An 18,994-nucleotide genomic window follows, 5' to 3' on the forward strand; every position below is an offset into this window, starting at 1 on the left:
GCCACCGGCCCCCGCCGGAGCGACGGGCCCGCCGGCCGCCGTCACGCCACCCCGCCCTGCGGCGCGTACGTGAGCAGGAACGTCCGCTCCTCCGGGGTGATCCGCCGGGGCCGCTGCCGGGTCAGGTCGAACGGCACCAGCACCGAACGGGCCCGGCTGGCCAGCACCTCGCCGTCGAACAGCTCGTAGGCGACGGTGAAGGACGCGCCCCGGATCTCCTCCACCCACAGCTCGATGCGCACGGTGGGGGCGGCCTCCGCGGTGGCCCGGCCGAGGGCGTACTCGACCGGGCGCACGTAGTCGATCTCGTGCCGACTGATCACGACGCCGTCGGCGAACGAGCCCACCCCCCACGCCCGGCCGCCGGCGAACATCAACGCCACCCGCGCCTCCTCGTAGAGGGTGAGGAAGCGCGAGTTGTTGATGTGGCCGTACGCGTCCAGGTCGGACCACCGCAGCGTGCAGTGGTAGACGAAGCGGTCGCTCATGATCGGCTGCGGTCCGCGCGCTCAGTCACGGGTCAGCTTGCGGTAGGTCACGCGGTGCGGGCGGGCCGCCTCCGCGCCGAGCCGGTCGACCTTGTTCTTCTCGTACGCCTCGAAGTTGCCCTCGAACCAGAACCACTTGGCCGGGTTCTCGTCGTCGCCCTCCCAGGCCAGGATGTGCGTGGCGACCCGGTCGAGGAACATCCGGTCGTGGGAGATGACCACGGCGCAGCCGGGGAACTCCAGCAGCGCGTTCTCCAGGCTGGAGAGGGTCTCCACGTCCAGGTCGTTGGTCGGCTCGTCGAGCAGGATCACGTTGCCGCCGATCTTCAGCGTCAGCGCGAGGTTGAGCCGGTTGCGCTCGCCGCCGGAGAGCACCTTGGTCGGCTTCTGCTGGTCCGGCCCCTTGAACCCGAACGCGGCGATGTACGCCCGCGACGGCATCTCGACCTTGCCGACCATCAGGTGGTCGAGCCCGTCGGAGACGACCTCCCAGACCGTCTTGTCCCCGGCCAGGCCCTGCCGGTTCTGGTCGACGTACGACAGCGAGACCGTCTCGCCGACCCGGACGTCGCCGCTCGTCGGCTGCTCCAGCCCGACGATGGTCTTGAACAGGGTGGTCTTGCCGACGCCGTTCGGGCCGATGATGCCGACGATGCCGTTGCGGGGCAGCGAGAAGGACAGGTTGTCGATGAGCACCCGGTCGCCGAAGCCCTTGGTCAGGCCGTGCGCCTCGATCACCGTGTTGCCCAGGCGCGGGCCCGGCGGGATCTGGATCTCCTCGAAGTCCAGCTTGCGGGTCTTCTCCGCCTCGGTGGCCATCTCCTCGTAGCGGTCGAGGCGGGCCTTGGACTTGGTCTGCCGCGCCTTGGCGTTGGAGCGGACCCACTCCAGCTCCTCGGTGAGGCGCTTCTTCATCTTGGCGTCGCGACGGCCCTCGACGGCCAGCCGGGCGGCCTTCTTCTCCAGGTAGGTGGAGTAGTTGCCCTCGTAGCCGACGGCCCGGCCGCGGTCCAGCTCCAGGATCCAGCCGGCCACGTTGTCCAGGAAGTACCGGTCGTGGGTGATCGCCATGACGGTGCCCGCGTACTTGGCCAGGTGCTGCTCCAGCCAGGAGACGCTCTCCGCGTCCAGGTGGTTGGTGGGCTCGTCGAGCAGCAGCAGGTCGGGGGCCTCCAGCAGCAGCTTGCACAGCGCCACCCGGCGCCGCTCGCCCCCGGAGAGCTGGGTGACGTCGGCGTCCGGCGGCGGGCAGCGCAGCGCGTCCATCGCCAGTTCGAGCTTGGAGTCGATGTCCCACGCGTCGGCGTGGTCCAGCTCCTCCTGGAGCTTGCCCATCTCCTCCATCAGCTCGTCGGAGTAGTCGGTGGCCATCTGCTCGGCGATCTTGTTGAACCGCTCCAGCTTGGCCTTGGTCTCGGCGACCGCCTCCTCGACGTTGCCGAGCACGGTCTTGGCGTCGTTGAGCGGGGGCTCCTGGGCGAGCAGGCCGACGGTGTAGCCGGGCATCAGCCGGGCCTCGCCGTTGCTCGGCCGGTCCAGGCCTGCCATGATCTTGAGGAGGCTGGACTTGCCGGCGCCGTTGGGGCCGACCACACCGATCTTGGCCCCCGGGAGGAAGCTCAGCGTCACGTTGTCGAGCACGACCTTGTCGCCGTGCGCCTTGCGCGCCTTTTCCAGGACGTAGATGTACTGGGCCACGGTGCGGGCTACCTCCGTAGGTTGCGACTGGGTTCGGCGGGCGCGGGCGCGGGCTCCGACCTCCGCCCGCCGCCGCCGGCCGGTGGCCCGGCCGCACGCACGCCATCGTCAATCCTGACAGGTACGCGGCGTCGCGCCCACATCACCCCGCCCCCGACGCCCCGGACGCGTCGCGCCACCCCTGCTTCCGAGCAGGGGTATCGACAAGATCACGCCAAGGGTTGGACCATCGTGGGAAGGGTAGGTGACTCCGGCACGGGGCCCCAGAAGCCGCAGCTACGCTCAGTACGCTCATTCGCGGTTGACCCGTCAGCACCCGGAGGTGGCCGAACGTGACCGTCCGCAGCTCCTTTGTCGTAGTGGCGAACCGGCTACCCGTCGACGAGGTGAGCACCCCCGAAGGACGGCAGTGGCGTCGCAGCCCCGGGGGGCTGGTGACCGCACTGCACCCCGTCCTCGCCGAGCACCAGGGCACCTGGGTCGGCTGGGCCGGTGGCACCGGCGCCGCCCCCGAGCCCTTCGACCTGGAGGGCATCCGGCTGCACCCGGTGCCGCTGAGCGCGGAGGAGCTGGAGCGCTACTACGAGGGCCAGTCCAACGCGACGATCTGGCCGCTCTACCACGACGCGGTGGAGACGCCCGCCTACAAGCGCCGCTGGCGTGAGGCGTACCGCCTGGTCAACGCCCGCTTCGCGGAGGCCGCGGCGGAGGTCGCGGCCGAGGGGGCGACGGTCTGGGTGCAGGACTACCAGCTCCAGCTCGTCCCGGCGATGCTCCGCGAGCTGCGGCCCGACCTGCGGATCGGCTTCTTCCTGCACATCCCGTTCCCGCCCATCGAGCTGTTCATGCAGATGCCGTTCCGCACCGAGATCCTGCGCGGCCTGCTCGGCGCCGACCTGGTCGGGTTCCAGCAGCGCCTCGCCGCGCAGAACTTCGTCCGGCTGGCCCGGCACCTGCTCGGGCTGCGCTACGAGGGGCAGATGATCCAGGTCGACGGGCGCCAGGTGAAGGCCGGCGCGTTCCCGATCTCCATCGACACGAAGGAGATGGAGCGGCTGGCCGCCGACCCGGCGATCCAGGCCCGGGCGAAGGAGATCCGCGAGGAACTGGGCAACCCGAAGACGATCATCTTGGGCGTCGACCGGCTCGACTACACCAAGGGCATCGAGTTGCGGCTCAAGGCCTTCCGCGAACTGCTGGCTGACGGAAAGTTGACAGTTCCCGACGCGGTCATGGTGCAGGTCGCCACGCCCAGCCGTGAGCGCGTGGAGCACTACCAGGCACTACGCGTGAAGGTGGAGCGCGAGGTCGGCCGGATTAATGGCGAATTCGGCAGGGTCGGCGTGCCGGCGGTGCATTATCTGCATCAGTCGTACAGTCGCACTGAACTCGCCGCGATGTACGCCGCCGCGGACGTGATGATGGTGACCCCGCTGCGAGACGGAATGAACCTGGTAGCCAAGGAGTACGTCGCATCGCGCGCCGACCAGGGCGGTGCACTCGTGCTCAGCGAGTTCGCCGGCGCCGCCACCGAGCTGCGTCAGGCGTTCCTGTGTAACCCGCACGACCCTGACGCGGTCAAGGACGCCCTGCTGAGGGCCGTGCACGTCGAGAAGCCGGAGGCACGCCGCAGAATGCGGACAATGCAACGCCATCTTCGCACCCACGACGTGGGGCACTGGGCGAAGTCCTTCCTCACCGAGCTCGGTGTGCCTCAATCGGAGGACGCGTGAACGCCGCCAGCGAGATCATCACCCCGGCGGCCGGCACGATGGACCCGGAACTGCGGGCGGCCATCGGCCGCATCGCCCGGGTGCCCCAGCTTCTGATCGCCTGCGACTACGACGGCACCCTGGCGCCGATCGTGGAGGACCCGAGCAAGGCCGTGCCGCTGCCGGAGTCGGTGGCGGCCGTCCGGGCGCTGGCCGCCCTGCCCCAGACCACCGTGGCGGTGGTCTCCGGGCGGGCCCTGCGCGACCTGGCCGCCCTCTCCCGGCTGCCCAGCGAGGTCCACCTCGTCGGCAGCCACGGCTCCGAGTTCGACATCGGCTTCGTCGAGCGACTCTCCCCCGAGCTGATCGCGGTCCGCACCCGGCTGCGCGACGCCCTGCGCGAGATCGCCTCGGCCCACCCGGGGATCCGCCTGGAGCGCAAGCCGGCGAGCGTCGCGGTGCACACCCGCGGGGTGGCCCCCGAGATCGCGGCTGCCGCCATCGAGGCGGTCCGCAGCGGCCCCGCCACCTGGGACGACGTCACGGTCACCCAGGGCAAGGAGGTCATCGAGCTGTCGGTGGTCGCCACGCACAAGGGCACGGCCGTCGACCAGCTGCGCACCCAGCTCTCCGCCAGCGCGGTGCTCTTCATCGGCGACGACGTCACCGACGAGAACGCCTTCGGCAACCTGCACGGGCCGGACGTCGGCATCAAGATCGGCCCCGGCGACACCCAGGCCGGCTACCGGGTCGCCGAGCCGATCGAGGCCGCCCGCGCCCTCGGCCTGCTGCTGGAGACCCGGCGGCACTGGCTCTTCGGCGAGCGCGCGGTGCCCATCGAGCGGCACTCGATGCTGGCCAACGGGCGGACCGTGGCCCTGCTCACCCCCGAGGCCAAGGTCACCTGGCTCTGCCACCCCAAGCCGGACTCGGCGGCGATCTTCGCCGACCTGGTCGGCGGCAGCCCCGCCGGACACTTCAGCGTGGCCCCGGAACGCGGGGGCATCCCGCTCGGGCAGCGCTACCGCTCGGGGACGATGACCGTCGAGACCCGCTGGTCGGGCCTGACCGTCACCGACTGGCTGGACAAGCCGGCCCGGGAGACCACGCCGGACGGCCCGGCCGTCATCACCGGCGACTCGACCATGGTCCGGGTGCTCACCGGCTCGGGCCGGGCCCGGCTGGAGTTCGCGCCCCGGCCCGAGTTCGGCCAGGTCGCGGTGCAGTTGCAGCCGATCGGCGACGGCCTGCTGGTGCTCGGTTCCAACGAGCCGGTCGCGCTCTACTCGCCCGGGGTCGAGTGGCAGGTCACCAACGACGGCGGCTACGAGACGGCCAAGGCGGTCGTCGACCTCTCCGCCGCCGGCGGGCAGGTCGTGCTGGAGCTGCGCTTCGGCACCCACAGCCTGGAACACCACCGGATGTCGGTCCACGAGCGGCAGGCCCTGGCCGAGCAGCCCTGGAAGGACTGGGTGGCCACCCTGCGGCTGCCGAGCACCGCCCGGGACCTGGTGGTCCGCAGCGCGCTGACCCTGCGCGGGCTCTGCCACGAGGCCACCGGCTCGATCCTGGCCGCCGCGACCACCTCGCTGCCGGAGGAGCTGGGCGGCGTCCGCAACTGGGACTACCGCTACTGCTGGCTGCGGGACGCGGCGATGACCGCGCGGTCCCTGGTCGACCTCGGCTCGATCGAGGAGGCCGAGGCGCTGCTGCGCTGGGTCGACGGGTGCATCGAGCGCACCGGCGGGCACCCGGAACGGCTGCACCCGCTCTACACGGTGGACGGCTACGAGCTGGGCGCCGAGGCGGTCATCGACACCCTGCCCGGTTACGCCGGCTCCCGGCCGGTCCGGGTCGGCAACCTCGCCAACCACCAGCTCCAGCTCGACGTCTTCGGCCCGATCGCGGACCTGATCGCGGCCGTGGCCGACGCCCGCGGCTCCGTCCGCGAGGACGAGTGGCGGGTGCTCGACAACATGGTCGAGGCGGTCCGCCGCCGCTGGCACGAGCCCGACCACGGCATCTGGGAGGCCCGCCTCCCCCCGCGGCACCACATCTTCTCGAAGGTGATGTGCTGGATGACCGTCGACCGGGCGCTGCACGTGATGCGCCAGCACGGCGGCGAGGACCGGCCGGAGTGGGTGGAGCTGCGCGACCGCATCGGCGCCAACGTGCTGGAGTACGGCTGGCACGAGACCGTCGAGGCCTACAGCGTGGCGTACGGGGACGAGGAGATGGACGCCTCGTCGCTGTGGATCGGGCTCTCCGGCCTGCTCCCCGGCGACGACCCGCGCTTCCTCTCCACCGTCCTGCGGATCGAGGCGGACCTGCGCAGCGGCCCGGTCGTCTACCGCTACCACTGGGACGACGGCCTGCCCGGGCGGGAGGGCGGCTTCCACATCTGCACGGCGTGGCTCATCGAGGCGTACCTGCGCACCGGGCGGCGTACCGACGCCGAGGAGCTGTTCTCGCAGATGGTGGACACCGCCGGCCCCACGGGTCTGCTGCCCGAGCAGTACGACCCGCTGGCCGAGCGCGGGCTGGGCAACCACCCGCAGGCCTACAGCCACCTCGGCCTGATCCGCTGCGCCCTGCTGCTGGACAACATGCTCAAGCAGTGACCTGACCGGCGACGACGACGGCGGCCGGAGACTCGAAATCTCCGGCCGCCGTCGGCTATCCCGTCAAGCTCTGCCCGTCGAACCCGAGCCGCCCCCCGGGCAACGCCCACCGGGGGTTTCCGGGGAGCCCGCTCGCGGAGGGATCAAGCCTGACCGCCCGGAGCGAGCGGGCTGCCCGGAAATCCCTCAAGCCCAGCCCCGTCGGCGAGGGCGTCGACCACGTCCCCCAGCACCACCACCGCGGGCGGGCGCAGCCCGGCGGCCGCCACGTCGGCGGCCACCGCGCCGAGCGTGGAGCGGAGCACCCGCTGCGCCCCGGTCGTCGCCTCCTGCACCACGGCGGCCGGTGTCTGCGCCGGCTTGCCGTGCGCGATCAGCGTCGCGGTGATCGCCGCGAGGTTCTTCAGCCCCATCAGCACGACAAGCGTGCCGCGCAGCCCGGCCAGCGCCTCCCACCGGACCAGGGAGGCCGGCGAGTCGGGTGCGACGTGCCCGGAGACCACGGTGAACTCGTGGGCCACCCCCCGGTGGGTGACCGGGACGCCCGCCGCGGCCGGCGCCGCGATCGAGCTGGTCACGCCGGGCACCACGGTCACCGGCACGCCGGCCGCCGCGCAGGCCAGCAGCTCCTCGCCGCCCCGGCCGAAGACGTACGGGTCGCCGCCCTTGAGCCGCACCACGAACTTCCCGGCCAGGGCGCGGTCCACGAGGATCCGGTTGATCTCCTCCTGGCCCCGGGACGGGCCGTACGGGATCTTGGAGGCGTCCACGAGCTCGACGTCGGGGCGCAGCTCGTCGAGGAGCAGCCCCGGGACGAGCCGGTCGGCGACCACCACGTCCGCCTCGGTGAGCAGCCGCCAGCCCTTGACGGTGATCAGCTCCGGGTCCCCCGGACCGGCCCCCACCAACGCGACCCGCCCGGCCGGTGGGTAAGGAAGGGACCCTTCCTCTACCGCAGGCGTCAACAAGGGGCCCTTCCTTACATCCAGGAGGGCGCGGACGGCGTCGCGGACGGCCATCGCCCGGCGCGGGTCGCCTCCGCCGAGCACCGCCACGGTCACCGGCCCGTGCCGGGTCACCGCCGGCGTCCAGGCGGTGGCGGCGGCGCGGTCGTCGGCGCGTACGCAGAAGATGCGCCGCTCGGCGGCGGCGGCGCTGACCGACGCGGCGGCGAGCGGGTCGTCGACCGCGACCTGGACCAGCCACGCGCCGTCCAGGTCGTCGGGGGCGAACCGGCGCGGCGCCCAGTGCAGCCGTCCGGCGTCGACGTGCGCGCGCAGCGCCGGGGTCAGCTCGGGCGCGACGAGGAAGACGTGCGCGCCGGCGTCGAGCAGGGCCGGCACCCGCCGGGTGGCCACCGCTCCCCCGCCCACCACGACCACCCGGCGGCCGGCGAGCCGCAGGCCGAGCGGGTACGGGTTGCCGCTCACGCCGCCGCCCCGCCCTGCTCGCCGTCGGCGGCGGCGGAACGCGACACGCCTGCGGGCCGGTCGGTCCGCTCGCTCCGGTCGCTCACTTCTCGGCCACCCCGGCCGAGTCGAACGTGGCCACCTCGTGCAGCACCCGGACCGCGCCGGTGACCACCGGCAGCGCGAGCAGCGCGCCGGTGCCCTCGCCCAGGCGCAGCCCGAGGTCGATCAGCGGCTCCAGGCCCAGCCGGCGCAGCGCGACCGTGGCCCCCGGCTCGGCGGAGCGGTGCCCGGCCACCATGGCGGCCACGGCGTGCGGCGCGAGGGCCGCCGCGGCGAGGGCCGCGGCGACCGCGATCACCCCGTCCAGCAGCACCGGCGTGCGGCGGGCGGCGGCGCCCAGGATCAGCCCGGCCAGCGCGGCGTGTTCCAGCCCGCCGACGGCGGCCAGCACGCCCAGCGGGTCGGCCGGGTCGGGGGCGTGCCGGCGCAGCGCGGCCCGCACCACGTCGACCTTGCGGGCGTACGTCGGGTCGTCGACCCCGGTGCCCCGGCCCGTCGTCTCCGCCGGGTCGATGCCGGTGAACGCGGCGATCAGGGCGGCGGCCGGCGTGGTGTTGCCGATGCCCATGTCCCCGGTGAGCAGGATGCCCGCGCCCGCGTCGATCAGCTCGTCGGCCACCCGGATGCCGGTCTCGACGGCCGCGCGGGCCTCGTCGCGGGTGAGCGCGGCGGTCACCGCCAGGTCCCGGGTGCCGGGGCGGACGTTCGCCGCGACCAGGCGGGGCGCGTCGCGGGGCGGCGGGCTGCCCGCCGGGGGCCGGGCGAGCGGAATGGCCGGCGCGCCGTCGGCGAGCGGGACACCCGCCGGGCCGTCGGCGAGCGGGACACCCGACGGGGCGTCGGCGAGCAGGGCACCCGCCGGGGTGCCGGTGGCCGGGATCGGGGTGGCCACGCCGACGTCGACCACGGTGACCGAGGCGCCGGCCTGCCGGGCGAACGCGTTGACGACCGCGCCGCCGGCCAGGAAGTTGCCGATCATCTGCGCGGTGACCTCCCGCGGCCACGGCGTCACCCCCTGGGCGTGTACGCCGTGGTCGCCGGCGAAGATCGCGACCGCGGCCGGCTCGGGCAGCGGCGGCGGGCAGTGCCCGGCCAGGCCGGCGAGGCGTACGGAGAGTTCCTCCAGGGCGCCGAGCGAGCCGGCGGGCTTGGTCAGCCGCCCCTGCAACTCCCGCGCGGCAGCCATCGCCGACTCGTCCGGCGGCCGGATCGCCGCGATCGTGGTCTCCAGCATCATGCCTCCAGGATCTCCGCCAGTACCTCGGTGAACGCGTCGGTGGTGGCCGTGTCGCGCACGGCGATCCGCAGCCAGTCCGGGCCGAGGCCGGGGAACGTGTCGCCCCGGCGTACCGCCCAGCCGCGTTGCCGCAGGGCGACCCGCACGTCGGCGGCCCCGGGGACGTGCACCAGCACGAACGCGCTGGCGGGGCGACCGGCGACGCGTACGCCGGGCAGGGCCGACAGGCGGGCGACCAGGTGGTCGCGGTCGGCGGCGAGCCCGGCGGCGATGGCGCGCTCGGCCTCGACCGCGACGGGCGTGGCGCAGGCCGACGCGGCGGCGAGGGCGGGGGTGGAGACGGCCCACAGCGGCTGGGCGGCGGCCAGCCGCTCCAGCAGGTCCGCCTCGCCGAGCAGGTAGCCGATGCGCAGGCCGGCCAGGCCCCAGGTCTTGGTGAGGCTGCGGACCACCAGCAGGCCGGGCAGGTCCCGCCGGGCGGCCAGCGACTCCGGTTCGCCGGCCACTCCGGGGGCGACGGTGGTGTCGGCGAACGCCTCGTCGACCACCAGCACCCGGCCGGGTCGGGCCAGGGCAGCCAGGTCGCCGGCGGGGTGCAGCACCGACGTCGGGTTGGTCGGGTTGCCGATCATCACGAGGTCGGCGTCGGCGGGCACCCGGGCCGGGTCGAGCCGGAAGTCGTCGTCCGCGTCGAGCAGCACCCGCTCGACCTGGTGCCCGGCGGCGCGCAACGCCGCCTCGGGCTCGGTGAACTGCGGGTGCACCACCACCGGTCGGCGTACGCCGGCCAGCGCCCGGGCGAGCAGCACGAAGCCCTCGGCCGCGCCGGCGGTCAGCAGCACCTCGGCCGGCGGGCGGCCGTGCCGGGCCGCGACGGCGGCCCGCGCCGGCCCCGGGTCGGGGTACGCGGCGAGGTCGCCGAGCGCGGCGGTGATCGGGTCGGCCAGCCAGTCCGGCATCGCGTCGCGCCGCACGTTGACGGCGAGGTCGACGAGCCCCGGCCCCACCTCGGCGTCGCCGTGGTGGGTGAGGTCGGGTTCGGAGAGGGTTCCGGTCGGCTGACCACGCATGTCCGCGATCCTGCCGGGAAGGTGCCGCGCGGGACAGCGGATCCCGGCGTGGGCCGCATCACCACACGGGCGTTTATGAATATTTCTCAGGTACGAATCGGAAATGTCATAACTTGAGCGGGTGAGCAATCGACCCCTTGCTGCCGCCGGTCGTCTCGTTCCCCTCCTCCGCGCCGGACTGATCGCCGGGATCGTGGTCGCCGCCGTGGCGTACCCCGTGGCCGCCGCCACCGGCCTCGGCGCCAAGGTCACGGCGCACGCCATGGAACACAAGACCCAGATCCTCACCACCGCGCTGCCGGCCGAGACGTCGTACGTCTACGCGCCGGACGGCAAGACGGTGCTGACGATGTTCTACGAGGAGTACCGGCAGTACACGAAGCTGGCCGACATCTCCCCCAACATGCAGCAGGCGATCGTCGCCGCCGAGGACAACCGCTTCTACCAGCACCGGGGCGTCGACCCGAAGGGCGTCGCCCGTGCCTTCGTGGCCAACGCCCGCTCCAGCGGCGTCTCCCAGGGCGCCTCCACGCTCACCATGCAGTACGTGCGGATGGCGCTGCGGGACAGCGCGAAGACGCCGAAGGAGGTGCAGGAGGCCACCCAGCAGACCAGCCTGCGCAAGGTCCGCGAGATGCGGATGGCGATGGACCTGGAGAAGGAACTGAGCAAGGACGAGGTCCTGGAGCGCTACCTCAACTCCGCGTACTTCGGGCACCGCGCGTACGGCATCTACGCGGCCAGCGAGATCTTCTTCTCCAAGGCCCCCAAGGACCTCAGCCCCGTCGAGGCGGCCACCCTCGCCGGCCTGGTCAAGTCCCCGTCCGAGTACGACCCGGCCAGCTCCGACCAGAAGGACGCCACCGGCCGGCGCAACTACGTGCTCGACCGGATGGCCCAGCTCGGCTACCTCTCGCCGGACGCCGTCACGCAGGCGAAGACCGAGCCGATCCGGCTGAAGCTGACGTACCCGCCGAACGACTGCGCCGCCGTGCCCGAGAAGTGGAACAGCTGGGGCTTCGCCTGCGACTACCTGAAGAACTGGTGGAGCGCGCAGCCCGCGTTCGGCGAGAACCGGCTGGAACGGATGGACAAGCTGCGCCGGGGCGGCTACCGGATCGTGCTCAGCCTCGACCCCAAGATCCAGGAGGCGGCGGAGCAGAACGTCGGCACCAAGGAGAACACCGGCAGCCCCTTCGCCAACGGCATCGTGGTCTCCGAGCCCGGCACCGGGCGGGTCAAGGCCATGGCGGTGAACCGGACGTACTCGCTGGACCTGAGCGAGAACGGGCTGAGCTCCAACCCCGAGGCCGGGCCGAACGTCAAGGCGAACTACCCGAACACCGTGGCGCCCCTGCTCGGCGGCGGCGACCTGCCGGGCTACCAGGCCGGCTCGACGTTCAAGATGTTCCCCATGCTGGCCGCGCTCGACGCGGGCATGCCGCTGTCCACCTCGTTCAACGCACCGCACCGGTACCGCTCCGAGGTCTACGACGGCTGGTCGCCGTCCAACGCCAGCGGTGCGATGAGCGGCAACCAGACCATGTGGTCCGGCTTCGGCAAGTCGGTGAACACGTACTTCGTGTGGCTGGAGGAGCAGGTCGGCGCGGACAAGGCGGTCCGCCTGGCCGAGCAGCTCGGGCTGCGCTGGCGCACCGACGTCGACCGGGAGCACGCGTCCCCGGCCAAGGCGAAGCAGTGGGGAGCGTTCACCCTCGGCGTCTCCGACGCCACGCCACTGGAGATGGCCAACGCGTACGCCGCGATCGCCGCGGACGGCCGCTACTGCGAGGCGATCCCGGTGCAGGCGATCTACGACCGGGACGGCACGCCGACCACCTGGAAGACCGCCTCCGGGATCGAACGCGAGGTCGCCAAGCCGCGCTGCCGGCAGGTGGTAAACGCCGACGCCGCCCGCGCCGCCACCGACGCCGCCCGCTGCCCGACGGGCGACACCCCGGCCCGCGGCAGCTGCGGCGGCTGGTCGACCGCGGACAGCGTGCGGGGCACCGTCGGCCGCCCGGTGGCGGGCAAGACGGGCACCACCGACAGCACCCGGTCTGCCTGGTTCGTCGGCTACACCCCGGAACTGGCGGCGGCGAGCTTCATCTCCGACCCGGACAACCCGTTCAACGCGGTCGGCGACGGCCAGTCGCAGATCCCGATCAAGGCGGTGGCGCAGACCCTCCGCGACGGCCTCAAGGGCCAGCCCACCCGCCAGTTCACCCCACCGTCGGACCGCATCGTCGGCTGAGCCCGGGGTGCGCGGCCCTCGCCCGTCGCGGCGCCGCCCCGGGGGCCGGGAGGGATCGGGGTGGTCAGCGCAGGTCGGCGGAGACGAGGGACCAGACCTCCAGGTCGACCCGACCGCCCCGGACGAAGCCGGCGTTGCGCAGCAGGCCCTCGTAGCTGAACCCGGCCTTCTCGGCGACCCGGCGGGAGGCCAGGTTGCCGGGAGCGACCCGCAGCTCGACGCGCTGGAAACCGTGTTCGAGGATCAGCGCGATGGCGAGCGCGTCGACCGCCTCGGCGGCCAGGCCGAAGCCCCGCGCGTGCGCCGCCATCGCGTAGGAGACCTCGGTGCACCGGGCGCCCCAGTCGGTGCGCCGCGTCCACAGGCAGCCCACCACCAGGTCGTCCTCCCGGCGTACCACCGCGTAGTGGTCGCCGTCGCCGCTGTCGCGCCGCTGCCGCGCCAGGTCGGTGCACCAGGCCAGCCCGTCGATCTGACCCGAGGTGTCCGCCAGCGGCAGCCACCGCCGGGTCTGCCGGTCGGCGAAGACCTCGTCGGCCGCCGCCGCGTCGGCCCCGGTCAGCGCGCGTACCTCGGTGCGGGGCGTGGAGACGGTCAGCGCCGGGAAGCGGCGGACCGCCACCTGACCGATCACGCGGGCACCCCGTCGGGCCGGGCGGTCGCGGGGTCGGCCGCCGCCGCCACCGCCGCGTCCACGAGGCGGGCCGCCAGCTGCGGGTACGCCGCCCAGTGCAGGGTGAGCTGCGAGGCGTGCACGCCCCGCCAGACGAAGCCCTCGGGCGCCCCGCCGTCCCAACTCCACGCCGGCCGTGCCCCGGCGCGCGGGGTGAGCACGCCGCGGTGCTCCTTGTGCCCCGCCACCACCGTGCCCGCCGGCCCCACGAGGCTGTCGGTCAGCGCGGTCGCCTGCCGGTAGCCCGCGACCAGGCCGTCGCGGCGCGTCCCCACCGCGTCGAGCACGCCGCACATGGGCAGCCCGTCCAGTTCCCGCGCCAGCCAGAGCAGGCCGGCCCCCTCGGCGACGACCGGCCGCCCGGTGCGGGCCAGCTCGGCGACCGCGATGCAGAGCCGGCGGTTGGCGGAGAGCAGCTCGGCGTACGACTCGGGCAGCCCGCCGCCGACGACCAGCGCGCCGGTGCCGGCGGGCAGCGCCTCGTCGTGCAGCGGGTCGACCGTCACCACCTCGGCGCCGGCCGCCCGGAGCAGCTCGACGGCCTCGGGATCGCTGTAGCTGCCGCCCGGCGTCCCGGCGACCGCGACGACCGGGCGCGGTCCGGCGTCCCCCCGCCCGGCCTGCGGCGTCCAGGGCGGTGCGGGCAGGGGCGGTGCGGAGCGGGCCAGGCCCAGCAGCCGGTCCAGCTCGACGGTGGCGGCGACCGCCTCGCCGAGCCGACGGACCGCGCGGGTGGCCTCGTCCGTGCGGGCGAGCGCGGGCACCGCCCCGTACCGGCGGGCGGGCAGCACGGACGGCAGGTCCTGGCGGCGCAGCGCGCCGTAGACGGGCACGCCGATGTCGTCCAGCGCCGCGCGCAGCAGCTCCTCGTGCCGCGAGGACGCCACCCGGTTGAGGATCACCCCGCCGAGCCAGAGCTGCTCGTCGTACGAGCGGAAGCCGTGCACCAGGGCGGCCACCGACTGCCCCGTCGCCGCGACGTCGACCACCAGCACGACCGGGCTGCGCAGCGCGGTGGCCACGGCGGCCGTCGACTCGCTCTCCGGGCGGCCGGCGAGACTGTCGTACAGGCCCATGCTGCCCTGCACCACGGCGAGCCCGGCGCCGGCCGCGCCGTGGCCGACGAGGGGGGCGATCCGGTCGGCGCCGACCAGCCGGGGATCGAGGATCCGACCGGGGCGGCCGGCGGCCAGCCCCAGGTACGCGGCGTCCACGCGGTCGGGGCCGACCTTGAACCCGGCGACGTCGACGCCCCGGTCGGCGTACGCGGCGAGCAGCCCGATCGCCAGCGCGCTCTTGCCGTGGCCGGAGGACGGCGCGCTGAGCACCAGGCGCGGCACGACGGTCATCATCGACTCCCTTGCGGGGCGGCGGGGGGACCTGCGGCGGGCCGACCGCGCGGTCCGCCCGCGTGACGATAGCCGAAGCGGCCGTCGCGCGGTCGCCGCCGAACGGGCCCGCCGGCGGTGCCGGGCGTCGCCGGGCGGAGTCGCCGGCACCCCGCCCGGGCCCGCGATGGGGGCTGTCGAAGCGAGTGTCTCCGGTCACAGGGGTAGCCTCGTGGGCGTGTACCGGTTCCTGCTGACGCCGCGCTGGCTGGGCATTCTCGCACTGACCCTGGTCGCCTCGGCGGTGATGGTGCTGCTCGGCAACTGGCAGCTGGACCGCTACCACGGCCGTACGGAGGCCAACGAGCGGATCGACGCCGGCCGGCGGATGGCCCCGGTGCCGCTGCGGGACGTGCTGCCCGCCCCGACGGGCGGCAGCGGCACGGCCGGGCCGGCGCCCGTCGCGGAGAAGGCCTGGACCAAGGTCACCGTGACCGGCCGCTACGACCCGGCGAACGTGGTCCTGGTCCGGGGCCGCTCGGTGGACCGCACGGTCGGCTTCGAGGTGGTCACCCCGCTCGTGCTGGCCGACGGCACGGCCGTGCTGGTGGACCGGGGCTGGATCCCGCCGGCCCGGGGCGGCGACGCGACGGTCCAGCCGGAGGTGCCGGCCCTCCCGCCCGGCGAGGTCACCGTGACGGGGCGGGTGCACCTGAGCGAGAGCGGCTCGGTCGCCGTGACCCGGCGTGACGGCAAGCTGGAGACCCGGCGGATCGGCGTGCCCCGGCTGGCCCGGGAGCTGCCCTACCCCGTGCACGGCGCGTACCTGCTGCTCGACGAGCAGACCCCGGCGGCCGACCCCGCGTTCAGGGACGTGCCGGTCGGATACAACAACAACTGGCAGAACTTCGGCTACGTCGTGCAGTGGTGGATCTTCGCCGCGATGACCCTGTTCGGCTACGGGTGGGTGGCCCGCCGGGAGGCCCGTCGGCTGGCGGGCGTGGGACCGCGGCAGCCCGTCGACCGGGCCGCCGAGCCCGCGCCGCAGGGCGCCGCCTGACCCGCCCCGCCAGCCCCGCTCAGCCGGTGACGCGGCCGGCGTGGATGGCGCGTACGGCGTCGATGGTGTCGGCCTCCGCAGCCGTCTTGTCGTCGCGGTAGCGCACCACGCGGGCGAAGCGCAGCGCCATCCCGCCCGGGTAGCGGGAGCTGGTCTGCACTCCGTCGAAGGCGATCTCGACCACCTGCTCGGGGCGGACCCGCACCTCCCAGTCGCCGTGCTCGACGGCGAGGGCGAGGAAGCGCTCGGTCTGCCAGCGCAGCAGCTCGTCGGTGAGGCCCTTGAACGTCTTGCCGAGCATGACGAAGTCGCCGGTGCGCGGGTCGCGGGCGCCGAGGTGCAGGTTGGACAGCCAGCCCTCCCGCCGGCCGCTGCCCCACTCGACCGCGATCACCACCAGGTCCAGGGTGTGCCGGGGCTTCACCTTCACCCAGGCGGAACCCCGCCGGCCGGCGTCGTAGGGGGCGTCGGGCGCCTTCACCACCACCCCCTCCTGGCCGGCGTCGATGGCGGCGGCGAACGCCTCGCCGGCCCGCTCCGGGCCGTCGACCTCCATCCGGCCGACCACGAGTGAGGCGTCGACCGCGGCGTCGAGCGCGGCCCAGCGCTCCCGACCGGGCAGGTCGATCAGGTCGTCGCCGTCGAGGTGCAGCAGGTCGAAGAAGTACGGCGTCAGCACGGTCGCGCCCGTCGCCCCGGCGGCGGCCACGGCCGGGGCGACCGGGGCCGCTCCGGTGCTGCCCGGCGTGGTGCGCCGCGCCGCCCGGCTCGACGTCTGCTGGAAGGGCAGCGGGCGGCCCGTCTCGTCGAGCCCGATCGCCTCCCCGTCGAGCACCAGCTCGCGGGCCGGCAGCGCCCGCACGGCGGCGACCACCTCCGGCATCCGGGCGGTGATGTCGTCCAGGCTGCGGGTGAACACGGCGATGTCGTCGCCGGAGCGGTGCACCTGGATCCGGATGCCGTCGAGCTTGACGTCGACCACGGCGGGGGTGCCCGTGGCCGCGAGCGCCTCGTCCACCGAGGGCGCGCTCTGGGCCAGCATCGGCGCGAGCGGGCGGCCGACCTGGAGGCCGAAGGCGCCCAGCGCCGCCGCGCCCCCGTCGAGCGCGGCGACCGCGACCGCGCGCAGGTCGCCGGCGAGCAGCAGCGCCCGGCGTACGGCGGCGAGCGGCACGTCGGCCGCCCGGGCCACCGCGTCGGCGAGCAGCCCCGCCTGCGCGCCCTGGCGCAGCTCACCGCTGAACAGGCCGGTCAGCAGCCGCTGCTCCTCGGCGGTGGCGGCGGCGTAGAGCGCGCCCAGCAGCGCCCGGCGGCGGGCCTGGGAACCCGGCCCGCGCACGGACGCGATCTCGTCGATGGCCGCGTCGACGGCGGCCACGGTCAGGGTCGGCTCGGCGGCCGGCGGCGGCAGGTCACGCAGGCTCGCCCAGCCGACCCCGGTCTGCCGCTGGCGCAACTCGCCGGCCAGCCAGCCGGCGCCCGCCGGGACCTCGGGCGGGTCGAGCGCCCGCAACGCGGCGGCGAGCAGCTCCACCTTGGTCCGCCGGGCCCGGGTGGCGCCGACGGCGGCGGAGGTGGCTGCCAGGTCGAGGAACCGCACGGACTCCATCCTGCCAGCCACCCCCGACACGACCCGGGCATTGCCGTGCCCGGGCGCCGGAAAACCTCCGCCCACCGGGTGGCGGTCAGGCCGAGACGGGTTCCTCGATGCGCAGCCCGCGGGCGCGGATCTCCTCGGCGACCCGGGAGAGCACCGTGTCGAGAGCGACCAGTGCGGCGGACAGGTCGCCGAGCTGTTCCTTGAGCGTGTCCTCGGACCACGCGGAGACGTCGACGTCCCCCAGGGCGCTGACGGCGGCCTCGAGCCGGCCCATCACCTCATTCGTACGCATGTTCGAGAGGCTATAACAACCCGACCGGCGACACACCGCAAACTCCGACATCGACCCCGAAGTTACGGTTCCGACACCTAACGCCCGTCGACGCCCGCCTCGGCAACCTTCTTCAGCAGCAGCGCCTCGGCCAGGCAGACCCGGGCGAACTCCCCGAGGTGCAGGCTCTCGTTCGGGCCGTGCGCCCGGGCCTGCGGGTCCTCCACGCCGGTCACCAGGATCGCCGCGCGCGGGAACATCTCCTGGAAGGTGGCGATGAACGGGATCGAACCGCCGATGCCGAGGTCCACCGGGTCGGTGCCGTCCCAGGCGGTCCGGAACGCCGAGCGGGCCGCGTCGAACATCGGCCCGGACGCGTCGATGACGCACGGCGCGCCGTCGTGCTCGAAGGTGACGGTCACCCGCGCGCCCCACGGGGCGTGCTTCTCCAGGTGGGCGCGCAGGGCCGCGTACGCCCGCTTCGGGTCGTCGCCCGGCGCCAGCCGTACGCTGAGCTTGGCCTTGGCCGCCGGCACCAGGGCGTTCGGGGCCTCGGCGGTGGACGGGGCGTCGATGCCGAGCACCGCGAGGGCCGGCTTGGTCCAGAGCCGGTCGGTGATCCGTCCGGCGCCGATGAGGCTGACGCCCTCGGCCAGCCCCGCCTCGGCGCGGAACCGGTCCTCCGGGTAGTCGACGCTCGCGCCCTCCCGGGCGACCAGCCCGGCGACGGCCACGTCTCCGGCCTCGGTGTGCAGGGTGGCCAGCAACCGCGCCAGGGCGGTCAGCGCGTCCGGCACGGGACCGCCGTAGACGCCGCTGTGCACGGCGTGGTCGAGGGTGCGCACCTCCACGAAGCAGTTGACGATGCCGCGCAGGGACGTGGTCAGCGCCGGTACGCCGATGTCCCAGTTGGTGGAGTCGGCGATCACGATGACGTCCGAGGCGATCTCGTCGCGGTGTTCGGCGAGCAGCCGCTCCAACGAGTCGGAGCCGTACTCCTCCTCGCCCTCGACGAAGAGCACCACGCCGACCGGCAGCGCGTCACCGTACGCGCGCAGCGCCGCCACGTGCGCCATGATGCCGGCCTTGTCGTCGGCGGCGCCCCGGCCGTAGAGCCGACCGTTGCGCTCCACCGGCTCGAACGGGTCCGACTCCCACAGCGTCAGGTCACCGACCGGCTGCACGTCGTGGTGGGCGTAGAGCAGCACCGTCGGCGCCCCGGGCGGGGCCGCCTTCCGCCCGATCACGGCCGGCTGGCCACCGGAGCGCACGATCTTGACGTCGAGGCCGCAGCCGCGCACCAGCTCGGCCACCGCCTCGGCGGAACGCTCCACGTGCGAGTGGTCGAAGCCCTCGAACGCGATGCCGGGAATGCGGACGAGGCGTTCCAGGTCGGCGCGGACGCCGGGCAGCTCCCGCTCGACGGCGGCCCGGACCTCGGACTCGGACATGATCGGTGTGGTCATGACCGGCATCGTATGCCGGCCTTACCGACCGCTCCGTCCCACCC

14 protein-coding genes are annotated in these 18,994 nt (G+C 74.2%); 4 read left to right on the forward strand and 10 right to left on the reverse strand.

Features of this window, described 5'->3' with window-relative positions:
• Positions 1 to 41: 41 nt before the first annotated feature.
• Both EV374_RS24780 and ettA read right to left on the reverse strand, forming a co-directional pair.
• On the reverse strand, positions 42 to 488 hold the full coding sequence (locus tag EV374_RS24780) for an acyl-CoA thioesterase (RefSeq protein WP_132239327.1): 447 nt from the start codon (positions 486 to 488) through the stop codon (positions 42 to 44).
• A 21-nt stretch (positions 489 to 509) separates the two neighbouring features.
• Positions 510 to 2,186, reverse strand: a complete 1,677-nt coding sequence (gene ettA / locus EV374_RS24785; RefSeq protein WP_121399423.1) for an energy-dependent translational throttle protein EttA — start codon at positions 2,184 to 2,186, stop codon at positions 510 to 512.
• 332 nt (positions 2,187 to 2,518) lie between these two features.
• Between ettA and EV374_RS24790 the strand changes: the two genes are divergently transcribed.
• Together EV374_RS24790 and otsB are read left to right on the forward strand one after the other, a co-directional pair.
• The gene (locus EV374_RS24790) at positions 2,519 to 3,919 is read left to right on the forward strand and encodes an alpha,alpha-trehalose-phosphate synthase (UDP-forming) (RefSeq protein WP_132239329.1); all 1,401 of its coding nucleotides are present in this window, start codon (positions 2,519 to 2,521) and stop codon (positions 3,917 to 3,919) included.
• A 38-nt stretch (positions 3,920 to 3,957) separates the two neighbouring features.
• On the forward strand, positions 3,958 to 6,519 hold the full coding sequence (gene otsB, locus EV374_RS24795; protein ID WP_486485949.1) for a trehalose-phosphatase: 2,562 nt from the start codon (positions 3,958 to 3,960) through the stop codon (positions 6,517 to 6,519).
• Between the two features lie 143 nt (positions 6,520 to 6,662).
• Here otsB and cobA read toward each other — a convergent pair whose 3' ends face one another.
• The 3 genes from cobA to cobC all read right to left on the reverse strand — a co-directional run bounded on the left by cobA (position 6,663) and on the right by cobC (position 10,298).
• A complete protein-coding gene (gene cobA, locus EV374_RS24800; protein WP_132239333.1) occupies positions 6,663 to 7,949 on the reverse strand; it encodes a uroporphyrinogen-III C-methyltransferase in 1,287 nt (428 codons plus the stop codon).
• A gap of 82 nt (positions 7,950 to 8,031) precedes the next feature.
• On the reverse strand, positions 8,032 to 9,225 hold the full coding sequence (locus EV374_RS24805; protein ID WP_132239479.1) for a nicotinate-nucleotide--dimethylbenzimidazole phosphoribosyltransferase: 1,194 nt from the start codon (positions 9,223 to 9,225) through the stop codon (positions 8,032 to 8,034).
• A complete protein-coding gene (gene cobC / locus EV374_RS24810) occupies positions 9,225 to 10,298 on the reverse strand; it encodes an Rv2231c family histidinol phosphate aminotransferase CobC (protein ID WP_132239335.1) in 1,074 nt (357 codons plus the stop codon). Before cobC ends, EV374_RS24805 begins: the two co-directional genes overlap by 1 nt.
• Positions 10,299 to 10,419: 121 nt before the next feature.
• Between cobC and EV374_RS24815 the strand changes: the two genes are divergently transcribed.
• Entirely contained in the window at positions 10,420 to 12,552 is a 2,133-nt protein-coding gene (locus EV374_RS24815; protein WP_132239337.1) for a transglycosylase domain-containing protein, read from the forward strand.
• Between the two features lie 64 nt (positions 12,553 to 12,616).
• Here EV374_RS24815 and EV374_RS24820 read toward each other — a convergent pair whose 3' ends face one another.
• Positions 12,617 to 13,186, reverse strand: coding sequence for a GNAT family N-acetyltransferase (locus EV374_RS24820; protein ID WP_132239339.1), 570 nt, complete (start codon positions 13,184 to 13,186; stop codon positions 12,617 to 12,619).
• Positions 13,183 to 14,574 carry a cobyrinic acid a,c-diamide synthase CobB gene (locus EV374_RS24825; RefSeq protein ID WP_132239341.1) on the reverse strand — a complete coding sequence of 464 codons (1,392 nt, stop codon included), beginning with the start codon at positions 14,572 to 14,574 and terminating at the stop codon, positions 13,183 to 13,185. The genes EV374_RS24820 and EV374_RS24825 overlap by 4 nt, the downstream gene beginning before the upstream one ends.
• Before the next feature lie 211 nt (positions 14,575 to 14,785).
• On the opposite strand from EV374_RS24825, the gene EV374_RS24830 reads away from it, so the two are divergent.
• On the forward strand, positions 14,786 to 15,613 hold the full coding sequence (locus EV374_RS24830; protein ID WP_207914528.1) for an SURF1 family cytochrome oxidase biogenesis protein: 828 nt from the start codon (positions 14,786 to 14,788) through the stop codon (positions 15,611 to 15,613).
• 19 nt (positions 15,614 to 15,632) lie between these two features.
• Here the strand turns inward: EV374_RS24830 and EV374_RS24835 are convergent, their stop codons facing one another.
• The 3 genes from EV374_RS24835 to EV374_RS24845 form a co-directional block, all read right to left on the reverse strand.
• Positions 15,633 to 17,222, reverse strand: a complete 1,590-nt coding sequence (locus EV374_RS24835) for an ATP-dependent DNA ligase (protein ID WP_486485940.1) — start codon at positions 17,220 to 17,222, stop codon at positions 15,633 to 15,635.
• A 76-nt stretch (positions 17,223 to 17,298) separates the two neighbouring features.
• On the reverse strand, positions 17,299 to 17,505 hold the full coding sequence (locus EV374_RS24840) for a hypothetical protein (RefSeq protein ID WP_121399432.1): 207 nt from the start codon (positions 17,503 to 17,505) through the stop codon (positions 17,299 to 17,301).
• 77 nt (positions 17,506 to 17,582) lie between these two features.
• On the reverse strand, positions 17,583 to 18,935 hold the full coding sequence (locus tag EV374_RS24845) for a dipeptidase (protein ID WP_207914534.1): 1,353 nt from the start codon (positions 18,933 to 18,935) through the stop codon (positions 17,583 to 17,585).
• Between the last annotated feature and the right edge of the window lie 59 nt (positions 18,936 to 18,994).

It is taken from the genome of Micromonospora sp. CNZ303 (assembly GCF_004345505.1).